At 70.9% G+C, this 22,716-nt stretch carries 19 protein-coding genes; 13 read left to right on the forward strand and 6 right to left on the reverse strand.

What is annotated here, in order from left to right; genetic code table 11:
• Positions 1-12 precede the first annotated feature (12 nt).
• The 7 genes from Msi02_RS18370 to Msi02_RS18400 all read left to right on the forward strand — a co-directional run bounded on the left by Msi02_RS18370 (position 13) and on the right by Msi02_RS18400 (position 5,757).
• Complete coding sequence (locus Msi02_RS18370; protein ID WP_079314840.1) at positions 13-762, forward strand: glutamine amidotransferase; 750 nt, start codon at positions 13-15, stop codon at positions 760-762.
• Between the two features lies 1 nt (position 763).
• Entirely contained in the window at positions 764-1,705 is a 942-nt protein-coding gene (locus Msi02_RS18375; protein ID WP_204049498.1) for a nucleoside hydrolase, read from the forward strand.
• 41 nt (positions 1,706-1,746) lie between these two features.
• Positions 1,747-2,688, forward strand: a complete 942-nt coding sequence (locus Msi02_RS18380) for a ribokinase (protein ID WP_204049499.1) — start codon at positions 1,747-1,749, stop codon at positions 2,686-2,688.
• A gap of 50 nt (positions 2,689-2,738) precedes the next feature.
• A complete protein-coding gene (locus tag Msi02_RS18385; protein ID WP_204049500.1) occupies positions 2,739-2,942 on the forward strand; it encodes a hypothetical protein in 204 nt (67 codons plus the stop codon).
• Between the two features lie 225 nt (positions 2,943-3,167).
• Positions 3,168-4,361, forward strand: coding sequence for a YncE family protein (locus tag Msi02_RS18390; protein WP_204049501.1), 1,194 nt, complete (start codon positions 3,168-3,170; stop codon positions 4,359-4,361).
• A 124-nt stretch (positions 4,362-4,485) separates the two neighbouring features.
• On the forward strand, positions 4,486-4,956 hold the full coding sequence (locus tag Msi02_RS18395) for a lamin tail domain-containing protein (protein WP_239108491.1): 471 nt from the start codon (positions 4,486-4,488) through the stop codon (positions 4,954-4,956).
• A 318-nt stretch (positions 4,957-5,274) separates the two neighbouring features.
• Complete coding sequence (locus tag Msi02_RS18400; protein WP_079314831.1) at positions 5,275-5,757, forward strand: hypothetical protein; 483 nt, start codon at positions 5,275-5,277, stop codon at positions 5,755-5,757.
• A 180-nt stretch (positions 5,758-5,937) separates the two neighbouring features.
• Here Msi02_RS18400 and Msi02_RS18405 read toward each other — a convergent pair whose 3' ends face one another.
• The 4 genes from Msi02_RS18405 to Msi02_RS18420 are packed head-to-tail and all read right to left on the reverse strand — an operon-like array spanning position 5,938 to position 11,470.
• Positions 5,938-7,734 carry an alpha-amylase family glycosyl hydrolase gene (locus tag Msi02_RS18405; protein ID WP_204049503.1) on the reverse strand — a complete coding sequence of 599 codons (1,797 nt, stop codon included), beginning with the start codon at positions 7,732-7,734 and terminating at the stop codon, positions 5,938-5,940.
• A 3-nt stretch (positions 7,735-7,737) separates the two neighbouring features.
• The gene (locus Msi02_RS18410) at positions 7,738-8,571 is read right to left on the reverse strand and encodes a sugar ABC transporter permease (protein ID WP_204049504.1); all 834 of its coding nucleotides are present in this window, start codon (positions 8,569-8,571) and stop codon (positions 7,738-7,740) included.
• On the reverse strand, positions 8,571-10,202 hold the full coding sequence (locus tag Msi02_RS18415) for an ABC transporter permease subunit (RefSeq protein WP_204049505.1): 1,632 nt from the start codon (positions 10,200-10,202) through the stop codon (positions 8,571-8,573). The genes Msi02_RS18410 and Msi02_RS18415 overlap by 1 nt, the downstream gene beginning before the upstream one ends.
• Complete coding sequence (locus Msi02_RS18420) at positions 10,199-11,470, reverse strand: sugar ABC transporter substrate-binding protein (RefSeq protein WP_239108492.1); 1,272 nt, start codon at positions 11,468-11,470, stop codon at positions 10,199-10,201. Before Msi02_RS18420 ends, Msi02_RS18415 begins: the two co-directional genes overlap by 4 nt.
• 167 nt (positions 11,471-11,637) lie before the next feature.
• On the opposite strand from Msi02_RS18420, the gene Msi02_RS18425 reads away from it, so the two are divergent.
• On the forward strand, positions 11,638-12,645 hold the full coding sequence (locus Msi02_RS18425) for a LacI family DNA-binding transcriptional regulator (protein ID WP_204049506.1): 1,008 nt from the start codon (positions 11,638-11,640) through the stop codon (positions 12,643-12,645).
• Between the two features lie 69 nt (positions 12,646-12,714).
• Here the strand turns inward: Msi02_RS18425 and Msi02_RS18430 are convergent, their stop codons facing one another.
• Positions 12,715-17,055 (reverse strand): carbohydrate binding domain-containing protein, encoded by a 4,341-nt coding sequence (locus Msi02_RS18430; protein WP_204049507.1) that lies wholly within the window; start codon positions 17,053-17,055, stop codon positions 12,715-12,717.
• A 516-nt stretch (positions 17,056-17,571) separates the two neighbouring features.
• On the opposite strand from Msi02_RS18430, the gene Msi02_RS18435 reads away from it, so the two are divergent.
• The 5 genes from Msi02_RS18435 (at position 17,572) to Msi02_RS18455 (ending at position 21,668) form a co-directional block, all read left to right on the forward strand.
• Positions 17,572-17,985, forward strand: a complete 414-nt coding sequence (locus tag Msi02_RS18435; protein WP_239108493.1) for a YchJ family protein — start codon at positions 17,572-17,574, stop codon at positions 17,983-17,985.
• A gap of 353 nt (positions 17,986-18,338) precedes the next feature.
• Positions 18,339-18,599, forward strand: a complete 261-nt coding sequence (locus Msi02_RS18440; RefSeq protein ID WP_204049508.1) for a hypothetical protein — start codon at positions 18,339-18,341, stop codon at positions 18,597-18,599.
• A gap of 184 nt (positions 18,600-18,783) precedes the next feature.
• A complete protein-coding gene (locus Msi02_RS18445) occupies positions 18,784-19,386 on the forward strand; it encodes a hypothetical protein (protein WP_204049509.1) in 603 nt (200 codons plus the stop codon).
• A 216-nt stretch (positions 19,387-19,602) separates the two neighbouring features.
• Complete coding sequence (locus Msi02_RS18450; RefSeq protein ID WP_204049510.1) at positions 19,603-20,127, forward strand: hypothetical protein; 525 nt, start codon at positions 19,603-19,605, stop codon at positions 20,125-20,127.
• Positions 20,128-20,450: 323 nt separating this feature from the next.
• Positions 20,451-21,668: an ROK family transcriptional regulator gene (locus Msi02_RS18455; RefSeq protein ID WP_239108494.1), complete on the forward strand. Its 1,218-nt coding sequence runs from the start codon at positions 20,451-20,453 to the stop codon at positions 21,666-21,668.
• Positions 21,669-21,770: 102 nt separating this feature from the next.
• Here Msi02_RS18455 and Msi02_RS18460 read toward each other — a convergent pair whose 3' ends face one another.
• On the reverse strand, positions 21,771-22,583 hold the full coding sequence (locus Msi02_RS18460) for an SAM-dependent methyltransferase (protein ID WP_239108495.1): 813 nt from the start codon (positions 22,581-22,583) through the stop codon (positions 21,771-21,773).
• Positions 22,584-22,716 lie beyond the last annotated feature (133 nt).

Consider the following 22,716-nt stretch of genomic DNA (forward strand, 5'->3'; position numbering starts at 1 on the left):
GAGACGATTTCCATGACCCGCGTGCTGGTCGCCGGCGAATCGTGGGTGAGCCAGTCGACCCACTACAAGGGCTTCGACGCGTTCACCACGACCACCTACCACACCGGAATCGATCCGCTGCGGGACGTCCTGGTGGCCGACGGCATCGAGGTCGACCACCTGCCCGCGCACGACGTGCCCGCGCTGTTCCCCGGCACGCCCGAGGCGCTGGCCGCCTACGACGTGATCGTGCTCTCCGACATCGGGGCCAACAGCATCCTGCTGCACCCGGCCACCTGGCTGGCCAGCGAGAAGACCGTCAACCGGATCGACCTGCTGGCCGACTGGGTGGAGCAGGGCGGCGGCCTCGCCATGGCCGGCGGCTACCTGAGCTTCCAGGGCTTCGAGGCGAAGGCGGCGTTCGCCGGCACGGCGGTCGAACGGGTGCTCCCCGCCCGGATCTCCCGCTACGACGACCGCGTCGAGACCCCGCAGGGCGTGCCCGGCCTGCTCGCCGACGACGCGCACCCCATCGTGGCCGGACTTCCCGCCCAGTGGCCCGACCTGCTCGGTTACAACCGGTTCGCGCTGCCCGAGGACGCGACGCTGCTCGCGACCGTCGGCGGCGACCCCCTGCTCGCCGTACGGCAGGCCGGGGCGGGCCGCACGCTCGCCTGGGCCTCCGACATCGCGCCGCACTGGTGCCCGGACGAGTTCGTCTCCTGGGACGGCTACCGCACGCTGTTCACGCGGGCGGTCCGCTGGCTCGCGAAGGAGATCTGACATGCCGATCCCGGTGATCCTCGACTGCGACCCCGGGCACGACGACGCCATGGCCATCCTGCTCGCGGTGGCCCATCCGGCGATCGACCTGCGCGCGGTCGCGACGGTCGCGGGGAACCAGACGGTGGAGAAGACCGCGCTCAACGCGCGGCGGATGCTGAGCCTGGCCGGCGTCACCGACGTGCCGGTCGCCGCCGGCTGCGACCGCCCTCTCACGGCGCCGCTGGAGATCGGCGACTACGTGCACGGGGAGAGCGGCCTGGACGGCCCGGCGTTCGGGGAGCCGAGCGTCCCGCTCGACCCCCGCCACGGCGTGGACCTCATCCACGACACGCTGGCGGCCGCCGCGGAGCCGGTGACCGTGGTGGCCATCGGCCCGCTGACGAACATCGCCACGCTGCTCCGCCGTCACCCGGAGGACCGCGAGCGGATCAGGGAAGTCGTGATCATGGGTGGCTCCACGGATCGCGGCAACCACACGCCATACGCGGAGTTCAACGTGTACGCCGATCCGGAGGCGGCGGCGGAGGTGCTGGGCAGCGGCGTGCCGACGACGTGGGTCGGGCTCAACGTCAGCCACCAGGCGCTGGTGACCGCCGACGTGCTCGCCAGGATCGAGGCGCTCGGCACCCCGCTCGCCCGCGTCTGCGTGGAACTGCTCACGTTCTTCGGGTCCACCTACCACGAGACGTGGGGGTTCCCCGCGCCGCCGCTCCACGACCCGATCACGGTGGCGTACCTGATCGATCCCACGGTCCTGGCGTACGAGCGGGTGGGCCTGCGGATCGAGCTGGACGGCCGGCACACCCGGGGGGCGACCGTGGCCGACCTGCACCGTCGCATGGACTGGGAGCCCAACGCGAACGTCGGCATCGGGCTGGACCGCGACCGGTTCTGGGACCTCATGATCGGCGCGATCGAGACGCTCGGCCGGCCCTCCTGAGCGTCGTCGTAGCACCAACAGCCTGAAACAGGAGGAACGTGATGGAACCGAAAGGTGTCGTCGTCGTCGGGAGCATCTCCGCGGATGTCACCGCCTTCACCCGCCGCCTCCCGCGCCGGGGAGAGACCGTTCTCGGCGACGACGTCACCTTGGTCCTCGGCGGGAAGGGCGCGAACCAGGCGGTCGCCGCCGCCCGTGCGGGAGCGCCCACCTGGCTGGTCGGCTGCGTCGGCAGGGATCCGTTCGGTGAGATCGTCTCGTCGGCACTGCGCTCCCACGGCGTGGCGCTGACGGAGGTCCGCTCCGTCGGCGACCGTACGGGCGTCGCGCACATCAGGGTGGACGCGTCGGGCGAGAACGACATCGTCATGACCCCTCTCGCCAACGCCGACCTCAGCGCCGAAATGGTGGACGAGAGCATCCGGGCCGTGCGCGACAGGGCGAGCGTGCTTCTCCTCCAGCTCGAGATCCCCGTCGAGGTCGCCTGCCACGCGGTCGAGGCGGGCGCGCGGGCCGGGCTGACCGTGGTGCTCGACCCCGCGCCCGCGCAGCCGCTGCCCGACCGGGTGTGGCCGCACGTCGCCGTCGTCACCCCGAACGAGAGCGAGGCCGCCGCCCTGACCGGAGTGGAGGTTGTCGACGTCGCGTCCGCCGAGCGGGCCGCGGCCTGGTTCCTCGACCGCGGGGTGGGGCACGCGCTCATCACGCTCGGATCGGCCGGCGCCCTGTCGGTCACCCGGGAGCGCACCCGGCACTTCCCGGCCTACCCGGTCACCCCCGTGGACACCACCGCCGCGGGAGACGCCTTCACCGGCTCCCTGGGCGCGGCCCTCGCGGCGGGCCTCGACACCGCCACGGCCATCCGCCGGGGGATGGCCGCCGGAGCCCTGGCGACCACGCTGCCCGGCGCCAGCCCCTCGCTGCCCGACCGGAAGGCGGTGGACGAACTGCTCGACGCCGTGGCTGAGGGAGCCGCCCGCTGAGGCGCCCCGGTCGCGAGACCCGGCGGCGGCTGTCGGTGGCGGCCGTTACCGTGTCGCCACGCCCGCGCGTCGGCACGGTCGTCGCGCGGGTCCAGGCGGCGCTCATGCTGGTCGTCTACGGCATCGCCCCGCTCGCCTTCGCGGTGGACATGGGCATCGACCGGGCCCCCGCGCCGCCGCCGACGTGCAGGCGAAGCTGGACGCCGAAGACGCGGCCTATTACGACGCCTGGACACCTCAGCACATCAGCCTGATGGTCTACCCCGGCAGAGCCCGGACGCTCCTGGAGCACCTCTGCTTCCTCGACGAGGGGGAAGGAGTCGTGCAAGAGCAGGCAAAGCCGCCTTCGGGCCGCACGCGGCGGGCGTTAGCGTCTCGCCGACCCGTCGCGCCGCGCCGCTCCCGCGCGCGTACGCGGCCGGTCGTCGTGATCGTACGGGGGCTGGCCGGGCGAAGCCCGCCGCGACGAAGGGGCAGGCGTGAGACGAGCGCGTGGAACCGGTGCCGTGACCGTGGCGCTGGCGATCATCGGGGGTTCCGCCCTCGCCGGTTGTGCGGCGGAGCCGCCCGCGCCGCGTGCCGCGTCACCCGGGGCCGTGCGGTCGCGGGTCGCGAGCGCCCCACCGGCGTCCGTTTCGCCGTCACCGTCCGCCTCGATCGAGGCGAAGGGCCGGGACCAGGTCGACATCTATGCGGCCGACCGGCCGGGGATGCTCAGCCCCGTCGTCAAGGGCTTCCGCTCTCTCGTGTACGTGCCCAACAGCGAGAGCGGCACGGTGGACGTCATCGACCCGGAGACGTACCGGATCGTGCGGCACTTCACGGTCGGGGCGCTGCCCCAGCACGTGGTGCCGTCCTGGGACCTCAAGACGCTGTGGGTGAACAACAACCGGGGCAATTCGCTGACCCCCATCGACCCCCGCACCGGCAAGCCCGGCCGTCCGGTGCCGGTGGAGGACCCCTACAACCTGTACTTCTCGCCCGACGGCAAGTACGCGCTGGTCATGGCGGAGCGGAACAACCAGCTCGACCTGCGCGACCCGCACAGCATGAAGCTGCTGCGCTCGCTGTCGCTGCCCTGCCGGGGCATCAACCACGGCGACTTCAGCGCCGACGGCTCGGTGTTCCTCGCGAGCTGCGAGTTCAGCGGTGACCTGGTCGTGCTCGACTGGCGTACGCCGAGCGTGATCCGGCACATCCACCTGGGCCACATGAGCATGCCGCAGGACGTGAAGCTGTCGCCCGACGGCACCGTCTTCTACGTCGCCGACATGGAACGGCACGGGGTGTGGCTGGTGGACGCGGCGACGTACAAGGTCATGCGCTTCCTGCCGACCGGCCGGGGCGCGCACGGCCTGTACGTGAGCCGCGACTCGCGCCGTCTGTACGTGTCCAACCGGGGCGAGGGATCGGTGTCGGTCGTGTCGTTCCGGAAGCGGAAGGTGGTGGACGTCTGGCGGATCCCCGGCGGCGGCTCGCCCGACATGGGCGGCGTGTCGGCCGACGGCACCAAGCTGTGGCTCAGCGGCCGCTACCACGGCGTCGTCTACGTCTTCGACACCCGGGACGGCAAGGTCGTCCGCACCATCCCCGTCGGCGCCGGGCCGCACGGGCTGTGCGTGTATCCCCAGCCGGGCCGCTACTCACTCGGCCACACGGGCATCTTCCGGTGACGCGCTGATCTCGTTCGCAGGACGCTCTATCGGATGCCGAACCGATACGGGAATGGCGAATCGGTGCCAAAGGTCATCAATATGATCGATACCGATCATGTCCCCCCGTTCCAGGAGCATCCCTGTGCGTACCCGATCTCTGCTGGCGGCCGCAGCGGTGACCGCCGGCGTGGTCGCCGCGTCCCAGCCCGCCTACGCGGCGGGCCCGGCCGTACGAATCACCAAGATCTACTACGACTCGCCCGGCTCGCCGGACTTCGGCGCGAACAGCAGCCTGAACGGCGAGTACGTGCAGATCAAGAACACGACGAAGAAGGCCGTCAGCCTCAAGGGCTGGACCGTGCGCGACGACACGAAGCGATCGGACCACGTCTACACGTTCGGCCCGTTCACTCTCGGAGCCGGGAAGACGGTCACCCTGCGGACCGGCAGGGGGAAGGACACCGCCACCACCCTCTACTGGGGCAGGAGCGGGGGGACGCTCGCCTACATCTGGAACCAGACCAAGGACAAGGCGTACCTGCGGAACGCCTCCGGCGTGCTGGTCGACTCCTGCGCGTACAACTCCTCGCGGCAGGACTACAAGATCTGCTGACCGCGACCGGACACGTGACCGGCCCCCGGCGAGGCAGCCGCCGGGGCCGGTTCCGTCCGCCATCCGGGCGAGGAGGCGGACCGGTCGACACCGCAGGGGCTCGCGCGGGATGAAACATTCAGCGGTCACGCCGGGATTTAGACCGGCTTCGCCGCCCTCTCTGTCCTGGTTGTGACGGACCGCCGTTCCCAAGGTCCCCGGGGGCGCGGTGTTTAACGCCCGACCGGATCGAGCCCTCCGATCGCCGTGCTGGATCGGTCCGCGCCTGTGGCAATAACCTCCGGGCACTCGGCACTCCTGCAACGGATGAGGTGTGAATTGACCGCACGCTCGCGAGGACGTCGCCTGTCGACGTCGATCGCCGCCGCCATCGCGGCGATGGCCGCCGCGCTCCTGCCGCTCAGCCCCGCGCACGCGGCGTACGGCGCGGACCAGCCGGTCTACCTGCAGTTGGTGAGCAACGACGGCAACGCGACGCAGCTCGCCCTCCTGGACGGCACGGTGGCGTTCGACGACGGCAACACGAAGTACCGCTACTCGCTGCGCCTGTGCTGGCAGCACGCCTACCCCGCGCCCTATTTCCTGATCAACGTCAACGGCACGAGCTCGTCCTGGCCGACCCAGACCGGCACGACGTCCGTCGCCGGGTGCTCGCAGACCTTCCTGTACAGCGGCGAGGTGAACTTCGGCAGTACCGTCCGCAACGTCCGGTTCGACGTGACCGGAGGGTGGTTCGGCAGCAACGGCCAGTACCAGACGCGCACCAAGAGCACCGGCACTTACGACAACCCCTACAACTGAGCGCGCACTCCGCCCGCGAGGGCGGGGACGGTTGAACGGCGAGGTCTCCGGCAGGCGGTTCACGAAGGACCGCCGATGCCGGAGACCTCGTCGCCGTTCCGGCGACGCGGCACGCCGCACGGTGCTACTCAGCCGTGCCACTCAGCCGCGCCCGGCCGTGCCGCCGATGGGCGACGATTCCTATCCGAGCCGCCACACGTGGAAGGCGGGGCCGTCGGCGGGCAGGACGACCGTGTCGTCCGGGCCGGGGACGATCGCGGTCCCTCCGTACAACGGCGTCCCGGCCGCCCCGAGCGGCAGCCGTACGGGCTCGTGGGCCGTGCGGGCGGCGAACACGAGCAGCCGTTCCCCCGCCCGTTCCCGGACGAAGGCCAGCGCGTCGCCGGAGGCGTGCAGCCAGCGCAGCCCGCCGTGCCGCAGGGCGGGCTCGTCCCGGCGCAGCGCCGCGAGCCGCCGGTAGGCGTCCAGGGTCGCGGTCCGCCACCGATCCGGCCGGTCCCAGGGCATGGGACGGCGGCCGTCCTCACCCCAGGCGCCCTCCAGCCCGAGCTCGTCCCCGGCGAGGACCATCGGGGCGCCCGGCAGGGTGAACATCAGGCCTGCGGCGATCTCCACGAGCGCCTCGTCCCCTCCGCACACCGTACGGATCCGGGCCGTGTCGTGCGAGCTGAGGATCGACCACGAGTGGACGAGGGAGCGCCAGGACGTGCGGGCGGCGAAGGCGCGCATCGTCCGCACGATCCGGTCCGCCCCGAGCCGCGGGATGGGCGCCGGCACGCCGAGGAACGGCAGGCGGACGTCCGGCCCGCGCAGCCAGGACCATACGGGCCGGGTGAAACCGGCGTAGTTCATCGTGCCGTGCCAGCCGTCGCCGTCCAGGTCGCCCGACGCGTCGTGAGCATGCTCGGCGACGAGCAGAGCCTCCGGGTTCTCCTCCGCCGCGGCCCGCCTGACCAGGGCCGCGACCTCCCGGGTGAGGTCGATCTCCCGCAGCCGCCCGGTCATGTTGGCGACGTCGATGCGCCACCCGTCCAGCCCGAAGCGCAGCCACCTGCGGACGACGGAGTCGGCGTCGCCGGCCATCAGGCGGCGCAGGCGCTCGCCGGTCCAGTTCAGCTTCGGCAGGGAGGCCACGCCCATCCACGCCTCGTAGCCGAGGGCGTCGTCGCCGAAGTGGAACATCTCCCGCTCCGCGGCGTCCTTGTCGCGCGCCGCCGCGACGAACCACGGATGGGTGGAGCCGCAGTGGTTCGTCGTGAGGTCGCCGAGGATCCGGATGCCGCGCCGGTGCGCCTCGTCGACCAGCGTCCGGTAGGCGGCGTCGCCGCCCAGCAGCGGGTCGACCTCGGTGAACGAGGACGCGTTGTAGCGGTGGTTGGACGGCGCGGGAAAGACCGGAGTCAGATAGAGGGTGTTCATCCCGAGGCCGGTGACGTGGTCGAGCCGCGCCGTCACGCCGTCCAGATCGCCGCCGAAGACCTGCACGCTCGTGTCCGGGCCCGCGCCGGTGACCGCGTCGTCCCAGCCCGCCGGCACCGCCCACGACGGGTACGTCCGGTCCGCCCCGGAACGGGCGAAGCGGTCGGGGAAGATCTCGTACACCATCGAGTCGGCCGCCCACGCCGGCGGGGCCGCGTACGAGACCAGGCGGAAGTCGGCGGAGTCGGGAACGTCGTGGTGGTGCAGCCCGGCGGCGTTGAGCCAGCGGTAACCGCCGTCGCCGGTCAGCAGGAAGCGGTAGCGGGTCACCGGGTTGCGGACGGTCACGTCGGCCCGCCACCAGATCTCGTCCGGTGTCTCCCGGTCGACCACCGCCTCGGTGTAGTGCGCCTCACCGTCCGGCGTCGACCGCACGTGGACCCCCGTGCGGTGGTCCTTCGGGGTGCGGAGGAACACGGTCACGGTCTCGCCGGGCTCCGGCGCGAGCGTGCTGACGTGGTCGGAGGAGCCGTCGTGGTGGAATCCCCGATCGAGCAACTGTCATCCCTTCACTGCGCCCGCGGTGAGCCCGTGGACGATGTAACGCTGGAGAAACTGGAAGACGGCGACCGTCGGTATCGCGGTGAGCAGCGTGCCGACGGCGAACATGCCGAAGTTGGCGTTGCGCTGGTCGGCGAGCAGGCCGAACAGCCCGACGGCCAGAGTGCGCGCGTCGTCCCCGGTCAGGAAGACGCTCGCGATGAGGAACTCGTTGATGGTGGCGATGAAGACCAGCAGTCCGCTGATCGCCAGCACCGGGGCGGCCAGGGGCAGCACCACCCGGCGGAACGCCTGGGTGTGGCTGCACCCGTCGATGAGCATGGCGTCGTCCAGCTCCTTCGGGATCGAGTCGAAGAAGCCCTTGATGAGCCAGGTGTTCACCCCGACCTGTCCGCCGATGTAGAGCAGGACGACGCCCCACACGCTGTCGAGCCCGAACTCCGGCCAGTTGTCGCTGATCGCGCTGAAGATCACATACAGCGGCACGATAGCCAGGAACTGCGGGAACGCCTGGATGACGAGGAGGCTCACCAGTCCCGCCCGCCGCCCGGCGAAGCGGAACCTGCTGAAGGCGTACGCCGCCAGCGCGGAGACCGCGACGGACAGGGCGGCGGTCAGCCCGGAGACGACCAGCGAGTTGCGGTACCACGTCCAGAAGGGCGTGGTGGTGAACAGCTTCACGGCGTTGCCGAACCCGGCCCCGCGCGGGACGAGGGTGGCCGAGTTCAGCGTCCCGATCGGGTCGAGCGCCGCCGAGACCACGAACACGATGGGCAGCACGGCGAACGCCGTGACGGCGACCGCGGCGGCGTGCCGCGCGGCGAGACCGCGCATCAGCGCACCTCCTTGAAGGCCCGGGTGCGCCGGAACCCGGCGACCGAGATCACGGCGACGATCAGGTAGACGTAGATGGAGATCGCAGAGGCCAGGCCGTACTGCGCGCCCTGCTGGCCGAAGGCGAGCCGGAACGTGTACGTGATGAGCAGGTCGGTCGCCCCGACCGTCGGGTTGTCCGACGGGAACGGGCCTCCGGCGGTCACCAGGAACACGCCGTTGAAGTTGTTGAAGTTGAACGCGAAGGACGACACCAGCAGCGGCGCGAGCGCGAGGAGCAGCAGCGGCAGGGTGATCGTGCGGAACCGCTGCCAGGCGCTCGCTCCGTCGACCTGCGCGGCCTCCAGGTATTCGGCCGGGATCGTCTGCAGCGCGCCGGTGGCCACCAGGAACATGTACGGGAAGCCCAGCCACAGCTGCACGAGCAGCACCGACGCCCGCGCGGTGAGCGGCGTGCCGAGCCAGTCCACGTCCAGGCCGAGCAGCCGGTTGACCAGGCCGAAGTCGGTGTTGAACATGTCCCGCCAGACCAGCAGCATCGCGAAGGCCGGCATGGCGTAGGGCAGCACGATCAGGGTCCGGTAGATCCGGACGCCGCGCATCCGGGGGTGGTGCAGCACGAGGGCCGCGGCCACCCCGAGCGCGGCGGTCAGCCCGACGACCGCGACCGCGTAGAAGAGGTTCCACGCGAACACGCCGAGGAAGTGCGTGTTGATCTTCGGGTTGGTCACCGCGGCGGTGAGGTTGGCCCAGCCGACGCCGACCTTCCAGCCCTGCGGCAGCGCGCCGCCGTCCGGGGCGGTGAACCTGCCGTGCTCGTCGTCGGCCCGCCAGACGCGGTTCCCGCCCTTCACGCAGTCGCAGTCCGCGTCGTAGGCGAGCGTCGCCCTGCCCTCGTACGCCCGGGTCAGGCCCTGGGCGCGGATCGCCCCGCCGTCCACCGGCACAGAGAGGGAGCCGATCTCCTCGCCCCGGGCGGCGGCCTGGGCCGGGGTCAGCACCGTGTACCCGTCCGCCGCCGTGACGCGCCCTCCGGGGCCGAAGGTCGCGCCGCCGATCTCGCGCAGCCCGTCCGCGGTCCCTGCGTACGCTCTGCGCCTGGCCGGGTCGGCCAGCAGGAAGACGAGCGCGCCGCCCTGCTCCGCCACCGTCAGCCGATACTCGGCCGACCCGGCCTCCCGGCGTACGGACGACGCCTCGATGGCGGCGATCGCCTCCTGCTTGGTGCCGAGGTGCCCGTCGCCGACGTTGGTCAGCGCCAGCGACATCGTGTAGAGGACCGGGAACACCTGGAACGCGAGCAGCAACAGCGTCGTGGGCAGCAGATACTTGGCGGGAAGCCGGCGCGGCGACAGGTAGACGTACAGGGCCGCCGCGGTCACCACCGCGACGATCCCGACGCCCAACCGGTTCCCGGCGGAGACCAGCGGCGCGGCGGCCCACAGCGCCACGCCGACGATCAGGCCGAGGGCCAGCACCCGGCCCAGCGTCGCGGCCGTGGAGCCCGGACCGGTGGTCCGGGACCGTCCGGCCCCGGACCTGGCGCCTCCGCCCCCGGAGGCGGCGCCGCCGGAGCCGGAGGGGGAGCCGTGCCGGCCGGGCCGCAGCCCCGAGCCGTGCGTCACGGTCATCCCGCCTGCCCGAGCTGCTCGGCGATGGCCTTGCCCGCGGCCTTGACCGCCGGCTCGACCGGGTCGCCCTTGACGACGGAGTGGATCAGCGCGTTGAACGGCTGCCACACCGCGACCATCTGCGGGATCGCGGGCAGCGGGACGCCGTCCTTGGCCGCGGCCTCGAACTTGGCGACGTCGGGGTCCTTCGCGGCGGCGTACTCCAGCGCGGTCCTGAGCGCGGGCATGCGCGGCTCGGCGTCGAACAGCGCCTTGGCGACCTCGTCGGAGGCGAGCGTGTTGGTGACGAACTCCTGCGCGAGGGCCTTGTTCCTGCCCTTGCTCGCCACGAAGAAGGCCTGGACGCCCACGAAGCTGCGGGCCGGGCCGCCGCCCTTGAACGGCGGCACGGGAGTGACGTCGTACTTCACCCCCGCCGTACGGACGTCGGCCAGGCGCCACGGCCCGGACACCAGGAACGCGGTCTTGCCCTCGGCGAACATGGCGGCCGAGTTGTCGGAGGTGAACGAGCGCTTCAGCGCGCCCGCGCCCTTCTCGCCGAGCGCGGCGATCTTCTCGAACGCGGCGACCGAGGCCGGGGTGCCGACGCCGAGGTCGGCGGGGTCGGGGTCGCCGTTGGGCTTGGTGCCGAACAGGTGGCCGCCGCCGGAGGTGTAGAGCGGGTACAGGTGGTAGGTGTCGCCGGACTGACCGTTCTGCTGGCTGACCGGGTAGCCCACGATCTCCTTGACCTTGCCCTGCTCCTTCAGTTCGCGCCCGGTGGCGACGAGGTCGTCGAACGTCTTGGGAGCCTCGGGGGCGAGGTCGGTGTTGCGGTAGAGCGCCAGGTTCTCCACGGCGTACGGCACGCCGTAGACCTGGCCGTCGTAGGTCACGGCCTTGCGGGCCACGTCCACGTAGCCGGACAGCCGGTCCTCGGTCATCTGGATCGGCTCGATGAGCCCGTTCTGGACCAGGTTGCCGATCCAGTCGTGCGCGCCGACGAGGACGTCGGGGCCCTTGCCCGCCTGTGAGGCGGTGACGAAGGTCTGCTGCTGGTTCTGCGCGACCACGACGACCTCGGCCTTGATCCCGTTCTCCTTGGCGAACGCCTCGGCGAAGGGCTTGAGGGTCGCCGACCGCATCTGGTCGGCCCAGATGGTGAGGGTGGCCGACGAGGCGGCTTGCCCGGCCGGTGACGCGTCTCCGGACGTCTCGCCGCCCGCGGTGCCGCCGCCGCAGGCCGTCAGCGTGAGGCAGGCGGTCAGCGCGACAAATGATCTGCGCACAGGATCGCTCCAGGTGAGAGGGGCCGTAGCCCGGAAAGAGGGGGGTAACCGCGCGGCGTGGCCCGAAGTTAACAGCGGGTTTCCGCACCTGGAAGACGTTGCAGAAAATTGCTGCTTTGTTTCAAGATGCCTTGCGGCGTTCCAGCGACTGATCGGAAACAGCGACGATGGCAGCACGGCTCGACGAGATCGCCAGGCAGGCGGGAGTGAGCAAGGCGACGGTCTCGCGGGTGCTCAACGAGCGCCCGGGGGTCAGCGTGCGAGCCCGCACGGCCGTCATGGCGGCGATAGAGGCGCTCGGCTACGAGCGGCCGAGCACCATGCGCCCGCGCAGCTTCGGGCTCGTCGGGCTCATCGTCCCCGAGCTGCAGAATCCGATCTTCGCCCTGTACGCCGAGGTCATCGAGACCAACCTCGCCAGGCACGGGTTCACGGCCATGCTCGGCACGATGACGCCGGAGGGCTCGGGGGAGGACGAATACGTCGGCATGCTGCTCGACCGCAAGGTCTCCGGCATCGTCTTCGTCTCCGGCCTGCACGCCGACACTCGGATCGACCGCTCCCGCTACGACGACCTGGCCCGGCAGCGGGTGCCCTTCGTGCTGGTCAACGGGCAGGTGCCCGGTCTCGGTGTGCCGTCCTTGTCGTCCGACGACGCCCTGGCCGCGCGGCTTGCCGTACGGCACCTGGCGGGGCTGGGGCACCGCCGCATCGGGTTCCTGAGCGGGCCGGAGCGCTACTCCACCGTGCAGCGGCGGCTGGCGGGCTTCCGCCTCGCCATGCGGCGGCTCGCCGGGCCCGGCGCGGGCGACCTGGTCGAGCTGGCCTCCTTCGACGTCGGGGGCGGCCAGTCCGGCGCGGCCCGCCTGCTGGATCAGGGCGCCACCGCGCTGGTGTGCGGCAGCGACCTGATGGCCCTCGGCGCGATCCGGGCGGCCCGCCGCCGGGGCCTGCGCGTCCCCGAGGACGTCTCGGTCGTGGGTGCCGACGACTCGCTGCTGATGGCGTTCACCGACCCCGCCCTGACCACGGTGCGCCAGCCGGTGCTCGCCATCGGCGCGGCCGCCGCCCGGGCGCTGGCCGACCAGGTGAAGGGACGCGGCGACGACGGCGGCGAGCGGCTCTTCGACCCCGAGCTGGTCATCCGCGACTCCACCGGGCCCTGCCCTCCGTAGTTCACGGATCGTCGTGCGCGGCGGGGCGGGGAGAGCTCCCGCGCTCCCCGCCCCGACTTGTCGAAGGGACTACTTGAGGTACGGGCCGTCGGCGCCGATCTTGCCCGGGGCCGGGTTGCCGGGCAGGTCGAGCACGTAGGCGCGCATGTCGCCCTTGCCGTTCAGGTCGATCGACAGGGTTCCGCCGGTGACGGTCTTCCTGTCTCCGGTGACCGCGTCCACGTACGTCCCGTTGGGGATGCCGGTGAACGTGGCGCCGGAGGAGACGGTGACCAGGACGAAGCTGTCGATGGACCCGCTGGTGTAGCGGCGCTTGTAGGCGATCGAGCCGGATACGCCGTCGGTGGAGTACTGCCCCATCTGCAGCGCCGGGATGGCCCGGCGGATCTGGTTGAGCCGCTGCAGGTGCCTGACCAGCGGCTGGCTCAGTGTCGTCGCGACCGGGCCGGACGCGCCGGAGACCACGCCGTAGTCACCGGCGGTGACGGTGCCCTCGATCTTGTCTCCGTAATAGGCGCGGCCGGTCGTGGCGAGCGGGCAGGTGGGGCCGCAGTCGATCTGCTTGCCCTTCTGGAACTCGATCTCCGACCCGTAGTAGAGGGTGGGGATGCCGCGGAAGGTCCACATCAGGCTCATGTTCTCGGCCCAGGCGTCGGTGCCGCCGGCGTAGCGGAAGCCGGACTTGTTGGGTCCGTAGTCGTGCGAGTCGACGTAGACGGCGTTGTAGGTGGCGTCGTTGACGCTGTCGTCGGAGTCCTTGCCGTTGTTGAAGGCGTTCTGCGCGTCGGAGAAGTTCATGTGCATGCGCATGTCGATGATGTTCATGCCGGAGAACTTCGAGCGGTCGGGCGCGTGGTAGCTGTTGCCGCTCAGGAAGGCGTTGGTGCTGGTGGGCTGGTTGCCCGTGCCGAGCTGCTCCTCGTAGTCGTACTGCTCGATCGCGGCCTTCTCGTCGGTGCTGTAGTCCTTGCGCTCCTTCCAGGTGTAGAACTGCGCGGAGTGGTTGACCGAGCCGCGGTTCCACTTGTCGTTCACGAACGCGGCGACCTCGCCGAAGACGTAGAAGTCCCTGGCCTTGTCCTCGCCGAACTTCTCCTTGACGTGGTCGTAGATCGCCGGAAGGAAGCGGCGGTTCCAGGTGACGCGGGGGATGTGGATGGCCGTGTCGATGCGGAAACCGTCGACGCCCATGTCGATGAACCGGTTGTAGGCGTCGATGAGGTACTTCTGCACCTCGGCGTTCTCGGTGTCGAAGTCGGCCAGGTCCTCGTGCAGCCAGCAGCTACGCGAGTCCTCGCCCTCCCAGTTGCCGATCCAGCACTGGTGGTAGTACTTCGCCGGGAACATCCCGGAGGTCGGGCTCGGCCACTGGCAGTTGTAGATGCGGTATCCCTCGGGGCTGTAGTACTGGGTCGGCGTTCCCCAGTTCCGGCAGGTGTTGCCCGCCGGCTCCTCGGTGGACCACAGGTCGCCGTTGTACGGCCTCCCCTTGGCCATCTGATTCTGCGCGGCGGTCATGCCGGGGTCGTCGCCCTGATGCTCGACCATCGGGTCGTACTCCCGGCCCGCCTCCTTGGCGCTGTACATCCACTTCCACTGCTCGTCACGCACGCCGTACACCGTGGGGACGAACAGTCCCTTGGCGCCCCAGCGCGAGCTGTGGTTGTAGACGACGTCCTGGTAGATCTTCAGGCCCTTGGCGTGCGCCTTGTTGATCAGGTCCTGGTAGGTGGAGCCGGGCGTCTCCAGCCGGGTGTCCACACGATAGAAGTCCCAGCCGTGGTAGCCGTGGTAGTCGTAGTCGGACCGGTTGAGCACGACCGGGGTGATCCAGATCGCCGAGAAGCCGAGGGCCTTGATGTAGTCGAGCTTCTCGATGAGGCCCTTGAAGTCGCCGCGGAACATCGGGTCGTTGTTCGCCGCGTTTCCGGAGCGGATGTTCTGGCTCCCGCCCCTGTCGTTGGAGGTGTCGCCGTCGTAGAACCGCGCCGTCATGACGAAGTAGATGGAGTCCTTGCGCGGATCGCCGCCGAGCGGAGTGCCCTGAGTGACCGGTGGCGGCCCATCGCCCGTCGTGACCGAGACGGCATCGGTGTAGGCGGATTTGTTGCCTGCGGCGTCAAGCGCCCGCACCTTGTAGGTGTAGGTCGTCTTGGCGTCCAGCCCGGACTCCTTGTACGACGTGCCGGAGGCGGAGCGGATGACGGGGGTCTCCTCGCCCTTGGCCCGGCTGATCTCGTAACCGCTGACGCCCACGTTGTCGGCCGACGCCGTCCAGGTGAGCGTGACGGTCGTGCCCGACGCTGTCGCGGCCAGGCCCGTGGGCACGCTGGGCGCGGTCGTGTCCGGCGGCTCGGGCGCGCAGGGCTCCGGGGCGTTCGCGCGTACGACGCCGTCCTTGACCGTGGTGGTGCCGAGGCCGATGGCGTAGTCGGCGCCGTTGTTGTTGTCCCAGGTGCCGGAGCCGTTGTTGAAGGCGGCCTTGAGCCCGGCCGCGCTGCCGAGGTCGATCGTCTTCTTCGCCCAGTCGGCGCAGGTCTCCTCGTCCATCACGACGCCGGGCACCGTCGTCCACGAGCCGCCCGTGGGCTGGTAGTGGATCCGCACCGAGCTCCAGCCCCTGGTCTTCTTGTAGTAGAAGACGGTCGCCTTGCCTCCACCCGAAGGTGAGGGGGAAGGGGACGGCGTGGCCGTCACGCAGGGGTCGGTGGCGTCGGCGGTCACCACGCCGTTCTTCACGGTGCTGGTGCCGGTGCCGATGGTGTAGTTCCTGCCCTGGTTGTTGTCCCAGGTGCCGGAGCCGTTGTTGAAGGTGACCTGGAAGGTGGTGGCCGTGCCGAGGTCGACGGTCTTCTTCTTCCAGCCGGTGCAGGCGGTGTCCATGGCCACGCCGGGGACGGTGGTCCAGGTGCCGTTGATTCCGTAGTGGATGTTGGCCGGGTTCCAGCTCGTGAAGTAGTAAACGGTGGCGCTGTTGCCCGTGGGCGTCACCGTGGGCGACGGCGAGGCCGTCGTGCCGACGCGGATGGCGACGGCGCTCTTGGCCGGGATGGTGACCGACGCCGTTCCACCCGGGTTCACCGTCACCGAGCCGCCGCCCGCGACGTTCGGGTACGTCCCGGCGGGCAGGCCGGTGGTGAAGGTGCGGGTGACGCTGCCGTTCTCGTTGTTGATCGCCACCCAGCCCTTGTCGCCGCGGCTGAAGGCGATCAGGTTGCCGCCGTTGTCGGTCCAGTTGCCGACCGAGGTCCCGGCGACCGTGTTGTAGAAGCCCACCATCCCGGCCATCTGACGGTCGAAGCAGGTCCACCGGCCGTTGGAGCAGTCGGTGTCGGTGACGAATCCGCCGTTGGCCGAGGGCGGCCCGGCCTCACCGTCGCTCCACGTGAAGGAGGAGTAGACGCTGGGCTTGCCGTACGGCCAGGCCAGCATGAAGACGTTGGCCAGCGTGTAGGCGGCGCCGTTCTTGTAGTTGAGGGTGGACCCGTTGCGCTCGGTGTCGTGGTTGTCGACGAACACCATGGCCTTGTCGCTGCCCACCGACAGGCCCCAGCTCTGGCCGAAGCTCTGCAGCCACCTGATCTGGCCGGTGAACTGCTCCTTGAGCTTGCGGCCGTAGACGAACTCGTCCACGTCGCCGACGCCGGTGTACTGGCTCGGCTGGACCGCCTCGTCGGCGCCGTAGATGACCTCCTGGTGGATGTACGGCGTGCCCCTGAGCCGCGACTTGATCGCCGCGAGGTCGTCGGGGCTGATGTGCTTGGCCGCGTCGATGCGGAAGCCGTCCACGCCCAGGTCGGTCAGCTTGTTCATGTACGCGGCGATCTGGTCGCGCACGTAGTCGGAGCCGGTGTTGAGGTCGGCCAGGCCGACGAGCTCGCAGTTCTGCACCCGCCAGGCGTTGTTGCCGTAGTCGGCGTCGTTGATGCCGCAGGTGGGGGAGTGGAAGTCCCCGGAGGAGTAGAGGCCGGGGTAGTCGTACTTGCTGAAGCCGTAGCCGCCGTAGCTGGTGGCGCCCTGCCCGGTCATGTGGTTGACGACCGTGTCGACCTGGACCTTCACACCAGCGGCGTGACAGGCGCCGACCATGTTCCTGAAGGCGGTCTCGTCGCCGAACTTGCTCGTCAGCACGTATCGCGCGGGCTGGTAGACGTCCCACCACACCGAGCCGCCCTTGGACATGGAGTCGGCGGGCGGGGACACCTGCACCGACCCGTATCCGGCCGGGCCGAGGACGTCGGTGCACTCCTTGGCCACCGACTTCCAGTTCCAGTTCCACAGGTTGGCGGTCACGCCGGGGCCGGAGGCGGCGCCGGCGGCGGTCTCGGTGAGCGCGGGCAGCGCCACCGCGGTGCCGGTCGCCGTGGTCGCGGTCAGCGCGCCCACGACGATCGCTTTGTACAGTCTCATAGAGCGGGTCTCCTGGACATGAGATCGGGATCCCGTGAAGGCGGGCCGGGTGGCGTCAACACCCGGCCCGCTTCCATGAGGTACGCCTGCTTGCGGGCGTACGAATGCTGCGGGTTCGCAGGGGGTCTCCCGGCGGTCGCGGCCAGGGGCGGGCCGACGGCCGGAGCCGGCGGAGGGCCGGACGTCACGCGGGAGCCGGACACGGACGAGGTGGGGCGGCGCCCTCGCGCCGCGGGGAGAGGGGCACACCATCGGGGCCTCCGTCAGGTTTCCCAGGTGTTGCCTGGAAGTTACTCACCGGACCTGAGTCGTGCAATACCTTGCAGCAAGTTTCAGAAATATTGTTCGGTGTCGCCGGGAAAGAATGCGTGCTCGCGGGATTCGGACGGGCCGGAATTGCCCTCGGATGACGTCCGAACGATCTGTGCGAAGGGCGGGGAGGGCGGTCTGCCCGGTCTGTGTGAGGGGCTGGGGAGGGCGGAGCGAGCGCTCGGCCGGGAGCGATAGCCTCGCGGGGTGAGCCGTACCTCTCGTTCCCGTCGTGCGCCGCGCGCCGGCGAGCCCTGTCCCTGCGGCCTGCCGGCCGTCTACGGCGACTGCTGCGGCCGGTTCCACGCGGGACAGGCGGCGCCGACGGCCGAGGCGCTGATGCGCTCGCGCTTCTCCGCTTTCGCCGTCGAGGACGAGGCATACCTGCTGCGGACCTGGCACCCCTCCACCCGTCCGGCACGGGTCGAGTTCGAGCAGGGCATGCGCTGGACCGGGCTGGAGATCGAGGCGGTCACCGGCGGGAGCCCGATCCACAGGGACGGCACCGTCACCTTCCGCGCCCGGTACGCCTACCGCGGTCAGCCCGGCGAGATGCGTGAGCAGAGCCGCTTCGTCCGCCACGAAGGCGCCTGGGTCTATCTCGACGCCATTGGCGGCTGAGCCCCCGCGAAATTTATGCCGATAGTGGCATTTGAAGGCATTAACGCATGATGTCCGATCAGAAGGCATAACGACAAAAAATGCGTCATCATCCATGCCGCGCTTGGCATGAGCGGGGCTGAGGCCATGGCGTTGGGTATGAGGCCAACGTTGCTTATGTCCGCGACGAAAGCCCATTGCCGCATGGCCTTGGTAGGTAGGTGCGTTCCACGATGTCTCGCCGCTGCACGTTCCGCTCCCGGCCGTTTCGGGTTCTGACGGCCCGTCGCCTGACGCTGGCCACTCTCGTGGTCGCGGTCGCGTGGAGTGCTGCGGCCCAGGAGGCGAGCGCGCAGTCCCTGCGCGGTGCTCCGATGAGGGTCGTCACCGGCCACGGGGGCGGCGGGGGCCAGGTGGCGGCGGGCGGGACGGCCACGGCGCGGCAGTTCCAGTCGGGCAACGGCAAGTTCAACCAGAATCTCAACGGTGTGTTCGCCCCGACCTTCATGATCGGCCAGCAGCAGACCGGCATCACGAATGGCGGGCGCATCAGCACCCAGGGCGCCTTCTGCGGTCCCGGCCCGAGGAAGTGCAAGATCTGGCAGAACATGCCCATCAACGCCAGTGGCTGGTGATCGCGGTCGAATACCCACGGGCCGTCGATTCCACGAATGCGGGGTCGCGCTGACTGATATGGCAATGAAGCCGTAAGACGCCGCGCGCGCCGGGCGCGGGAAACCGGTGGGTCACTAGCCTGAAAAGGCCTGGGCGAAAAGGGGCCGCCCGGAGCATTGCGGCGGCGACTGGCGGGAGCGCGCGATGAAGTGTGAGTGGTACGGCGGGACGGCCACGAGGAAGATCGCTCTTGGTCTCCTCGCCTGCGCGTCGGTCGTGGCGGCGCTGGCCGTCGCCGGCCCTGCCGCCGGGGCCACGCGCACGCACGGGCGGGAGACGCCACGCCACCAGGAGTCCGGGCCCCGGGCCGTGCGGCCCGACGGGGACGCCCAGCCCGGGCTCACCGCCTCGAGTCCCACGACCAACCGCGGGACGCAGCAGATCACCATCAACGTCGCGAACGGCGGGACCGGCATCCAGAACGCGATGTGCAGGGGCAACCGGGCGTGTGACATCGCGCAGGCGCTCGGCACGCCCTATGTGAGCGCTTCGCCCGTGCCGAACCCGGCCCCGCAGGCGCCGCCCAGAGCGAGAGCGGCGACCCGAGCGGGAGCGGCGACCCGAGCGGGAGCGGCCCCCCGTGCGGGGGTGGCGAATCGTGCGGGGGCGGCGTCTCGGCATGCGGCCGTCTCTCCGGGCCGGCGGGGGGCCGGTCTCCAGGCGGCGCCGAACCGCGGGCGCGCTGTCCCACGGCCGGCGCCCGCGCCCCGCCCGGTGCCGCCCGTCTCCGGGCCGCCCCACCGGTAGCCCTCACCCGCCCGGCGAGGGCCGTACGGACCGTGGCGCTGCGGGCCCCGGCCCCGCAGCCCGGCCGGAGCAGGAGCACGGAGCACGAAGCAGGAGCACGGAGCGCGGAGCGCCGAGCCCGAACGCTCGCTGCTTCGCCCGCCGTCGGTGGCCAGGACGCACCAGGCCAGGTGACCGCGGGCGGCGTACCGTGCTGGTTTGCCGGACAATGCCCCGGTGAGCGATCTCGACTTCTTCGCCGATTTAGTGATCACGGGCACCGTGCTCGGCCTCGACCACACGAGTCGCCTGGACGAGGTCGAGGAGGTGCTCGGGCGCGACTGCACGTTCGAGGCCCCGTCGGGGGTGATCTCCGACTTCGGCCTGGTCGAGTTCGGCTGGTTGCGGGATCGGCCCCAGGACGACTGGAGCGTCGTCTACTTCGGCGCGCAGGCGCACCGGCTCCCGGACCTCACCCGCGAAGACATGCCGGCCGCCCTGCTCGGCCGCTACGGCGGTTTCCGCTCCAGGCTCTACGTCGGTGAACTGCGCGGCGCCGTGGAGGCCCGCGGGTTCACGCTGGAAGAGCGCCCCGGACGAGGCGGCCGTCGACCTGATCACCGCGCTTGCGAAGGTCCGCGAGCCGGGCATCGCCGATGGGCTGCCGACGATGGACGACGCCGTGGAGCGGTGGCTGGCGGCGACGACCGCCTTCGCCAACGCCGTGCGGCTGTGCACGGAGCGGCCACTGACCCCCGATGACGTGCGGTTGTCCCGCCGTCTGCGCAACCAGATCCACCTCGTGCAGCCTTTCGTGCCGCACCTCGCGTCCGCCGCTCTGGCGGAGGAGATGCGGCGCTGGGCTGGGCTCAAAAGCTCGTTGCTTCGCCTGCCGGTGTCGGGGGATCAGGGCGAGGGGGCGACCCCGTGAACGCGGGGCTCCGCCGCGGACGCCTCGGTTGGTAATCTCAAGATGAGGAAGGGGTCACGGCCCTGTCCTCCTGTCCACGGCCCGCCAACGAGGAATTCCTCCGAGTCGTCAGGATTTGCGCACCATGTCGAAAGCCGGTCGGTCCCAAGAGGAGATGCGCCGGCGCAACCTGGGCGATCTGCTGCGGCACGTGCACCTGTCCGGCGCGCTGTCCCGTTCGGAGCTGGCCGACCGGATGGGCCTGAACCGCAGCACCATCATGGCGCTGACCGCCGAGCTGTCCGCGGCTGGCCTGGTCAGCGAGGAGCTGCCCGGAGACACCGGCAAGGCGGGCCGGCCGTCGCTGGTGGTCCGCCCGGAGCGCGACCGGGCGCACGTGCTGGCCTTCGACGTCCGGGTCGACCGCCTGGTCGCGGCCCGGGTGGGACTGGGCGGTGAGATCCTCGACCGCCGTGAGGCGGTCAGGCCCCGCGCGGGCGCGGACCTGGAGGACGTCGTCGGCGTGCTCGCGGGCTTCGGCCGCGAGCTGCGGCGCGGCGCCCGGCCGGGCTCGGTGTGCGTGGGGGTCGGCGCGGCCTACTGCGGGATGATCAGGCCCGACGACGGCACGGTGCGGTACGGACCCTACGTGGGGTGGGTGGACCAGGCGTTCGGCGTCGAGCTCGGCTCCCGCCTGGGGCTCCCGGTGCTCGTGGGCAACGAGGCCCACCTGGGCGCGCTGGCCGAGCGTGACCGCGGCGTGGGCCGCGGCTTCGACAACCTGATCTACCTGCACGGCGACGTCGGCGTGGGCGGCGGGATCATCGTCGGCGGCAAGTTGCTCGGCGGCGACGGCGGCTACGGGTGCGAGCTGGGGCACATGATGGTGAACCCGTACGACGGGCGGCCCTGCATGTGCGGCTCGCGTGGCTGCCTGGAGGCGGAGGTCGGCGAGCACGCCCTGATCGAGGCCGCGGGCCGCTCGGGCGAGCTGAGCGGCCGTGAGGGCGTACGCGCCGTGGTGGAGGCCGCCGGACGCGGGGACGCGGCGGCCGAGGAGGCGCTGCACCGGATCGGCGACTGGCTGGGCATCGGCGTGGCGAACCTCATCAACCTTTTCAACCCCGGCATGGTGATCTTCGGAGGGATGCTGCGGGACGTGTACCCGGGCTCGGCGGCGCAGGTCGGGCGCAGGGTCGAGGCGAACGCCATGGTGATCTCCCGCGAGCAGGTGCGGCTGCGGGTGTCGGCGCTCGGCGACGACGTCACACTGGTCGGCGCCGCGGAGCTGGCCTTCTCCAGGCTCCTGGCCAACCCCCTGGAGGTGCTCGCCGAGATGCGGCGCCGTACGGCACACCGGGCGGCGCCCCGGAGGCGCGCACTGGCGCTCTGAGGGCACGCCGGCACGGGGTTCAGGCGGCACGATTCAACTGCGCGACTCGGCGGCCGGCGAACGTCTCGGATCGACGCCAATGAGGTCTCCCGTGCGGTTGCCTCAGGTGACGAGCCCGACTCCGCCCAGGATGTCGCCTCCCGGCACGCCGTTCCATTCGGGTTCCACGGTGTCGGGCCGCCACCGGTGCAGCGGCACGACGCCGGGCTCCAGCACGTGGAGGCCGTCGAGGAAGCCCAGGACCTGGGCCGCGGTGCGGGGCACGATGCCGCCCGCGGTTGTCGCGGTGTAGACGTCGCGGCCCCGCCTGACCGCGTCCTCGTCCAGGTCGCCCCGGGTGATGTGGGAGACCACGAGGTGGCTGCCCGGGACGAGCGGCTTGCGGAACGCGCCGACGACGTGCGCCGCCTCCGCGTCGTCGGTCACGAAGTGGAGGACGGCCAGCATGATCAACGCGACCGGCCGGGTGAAGTCGAGGTGGGTGCGGACGCCGGGGTGGCCGAGGATCGACTCCGGTTTCCGCATGTCGCCGTCGATCACGATCGACCGGGGGTTGTCGGCGAGCAGGGCGCGTGCGTGGACGAGCACGATCGGGTCGTTGTCCACGTAGACGACCCGGGACTCCGGCGCCACGGCCTGCGCCACCTGGTGGACGTTCTCCTGCGTGGGCAGGCCGGTGCCGATGTCGAGGAACTGCCGGATGCCGGAGCGCGCCAGATGCCGTACGGCCCGCACGAGGAAGGCGCGGTTGGTCCGGGCGACCTCGCGGGCGTTGGGCAGGATCGAGATGATCTTCTCCGCGGCTTCGCGGTCGGCCGCGAAGTTGTCCTTGCCGCCCAGGTAGTAGTCGTACATCCGGGCCACGCTCGGCCTGCCGGGGTCCACCACCCAGGCGGGAGCCTGCTCCTCGTGCACGCTCTGCCCTCCACTGCTCGGGTCCGGTCCGCGGCACTGCGACGACGACCATCCTAGAGACTGGAGTGTCGTTTTTGACCGTCTGATCCGACAAGCGGCAATGTCGGATGTCCCCTCGGCGTCCGGCCACGGC

The organism is Microbispora siamensis, from assembly GCF_016863095.1.
Lineage (GTDB): Bacteria > Actinomycetota > Actinomycetes > Streptosporangiales > Streptosporangiaceae > Microbispora > Microbispora siamensis.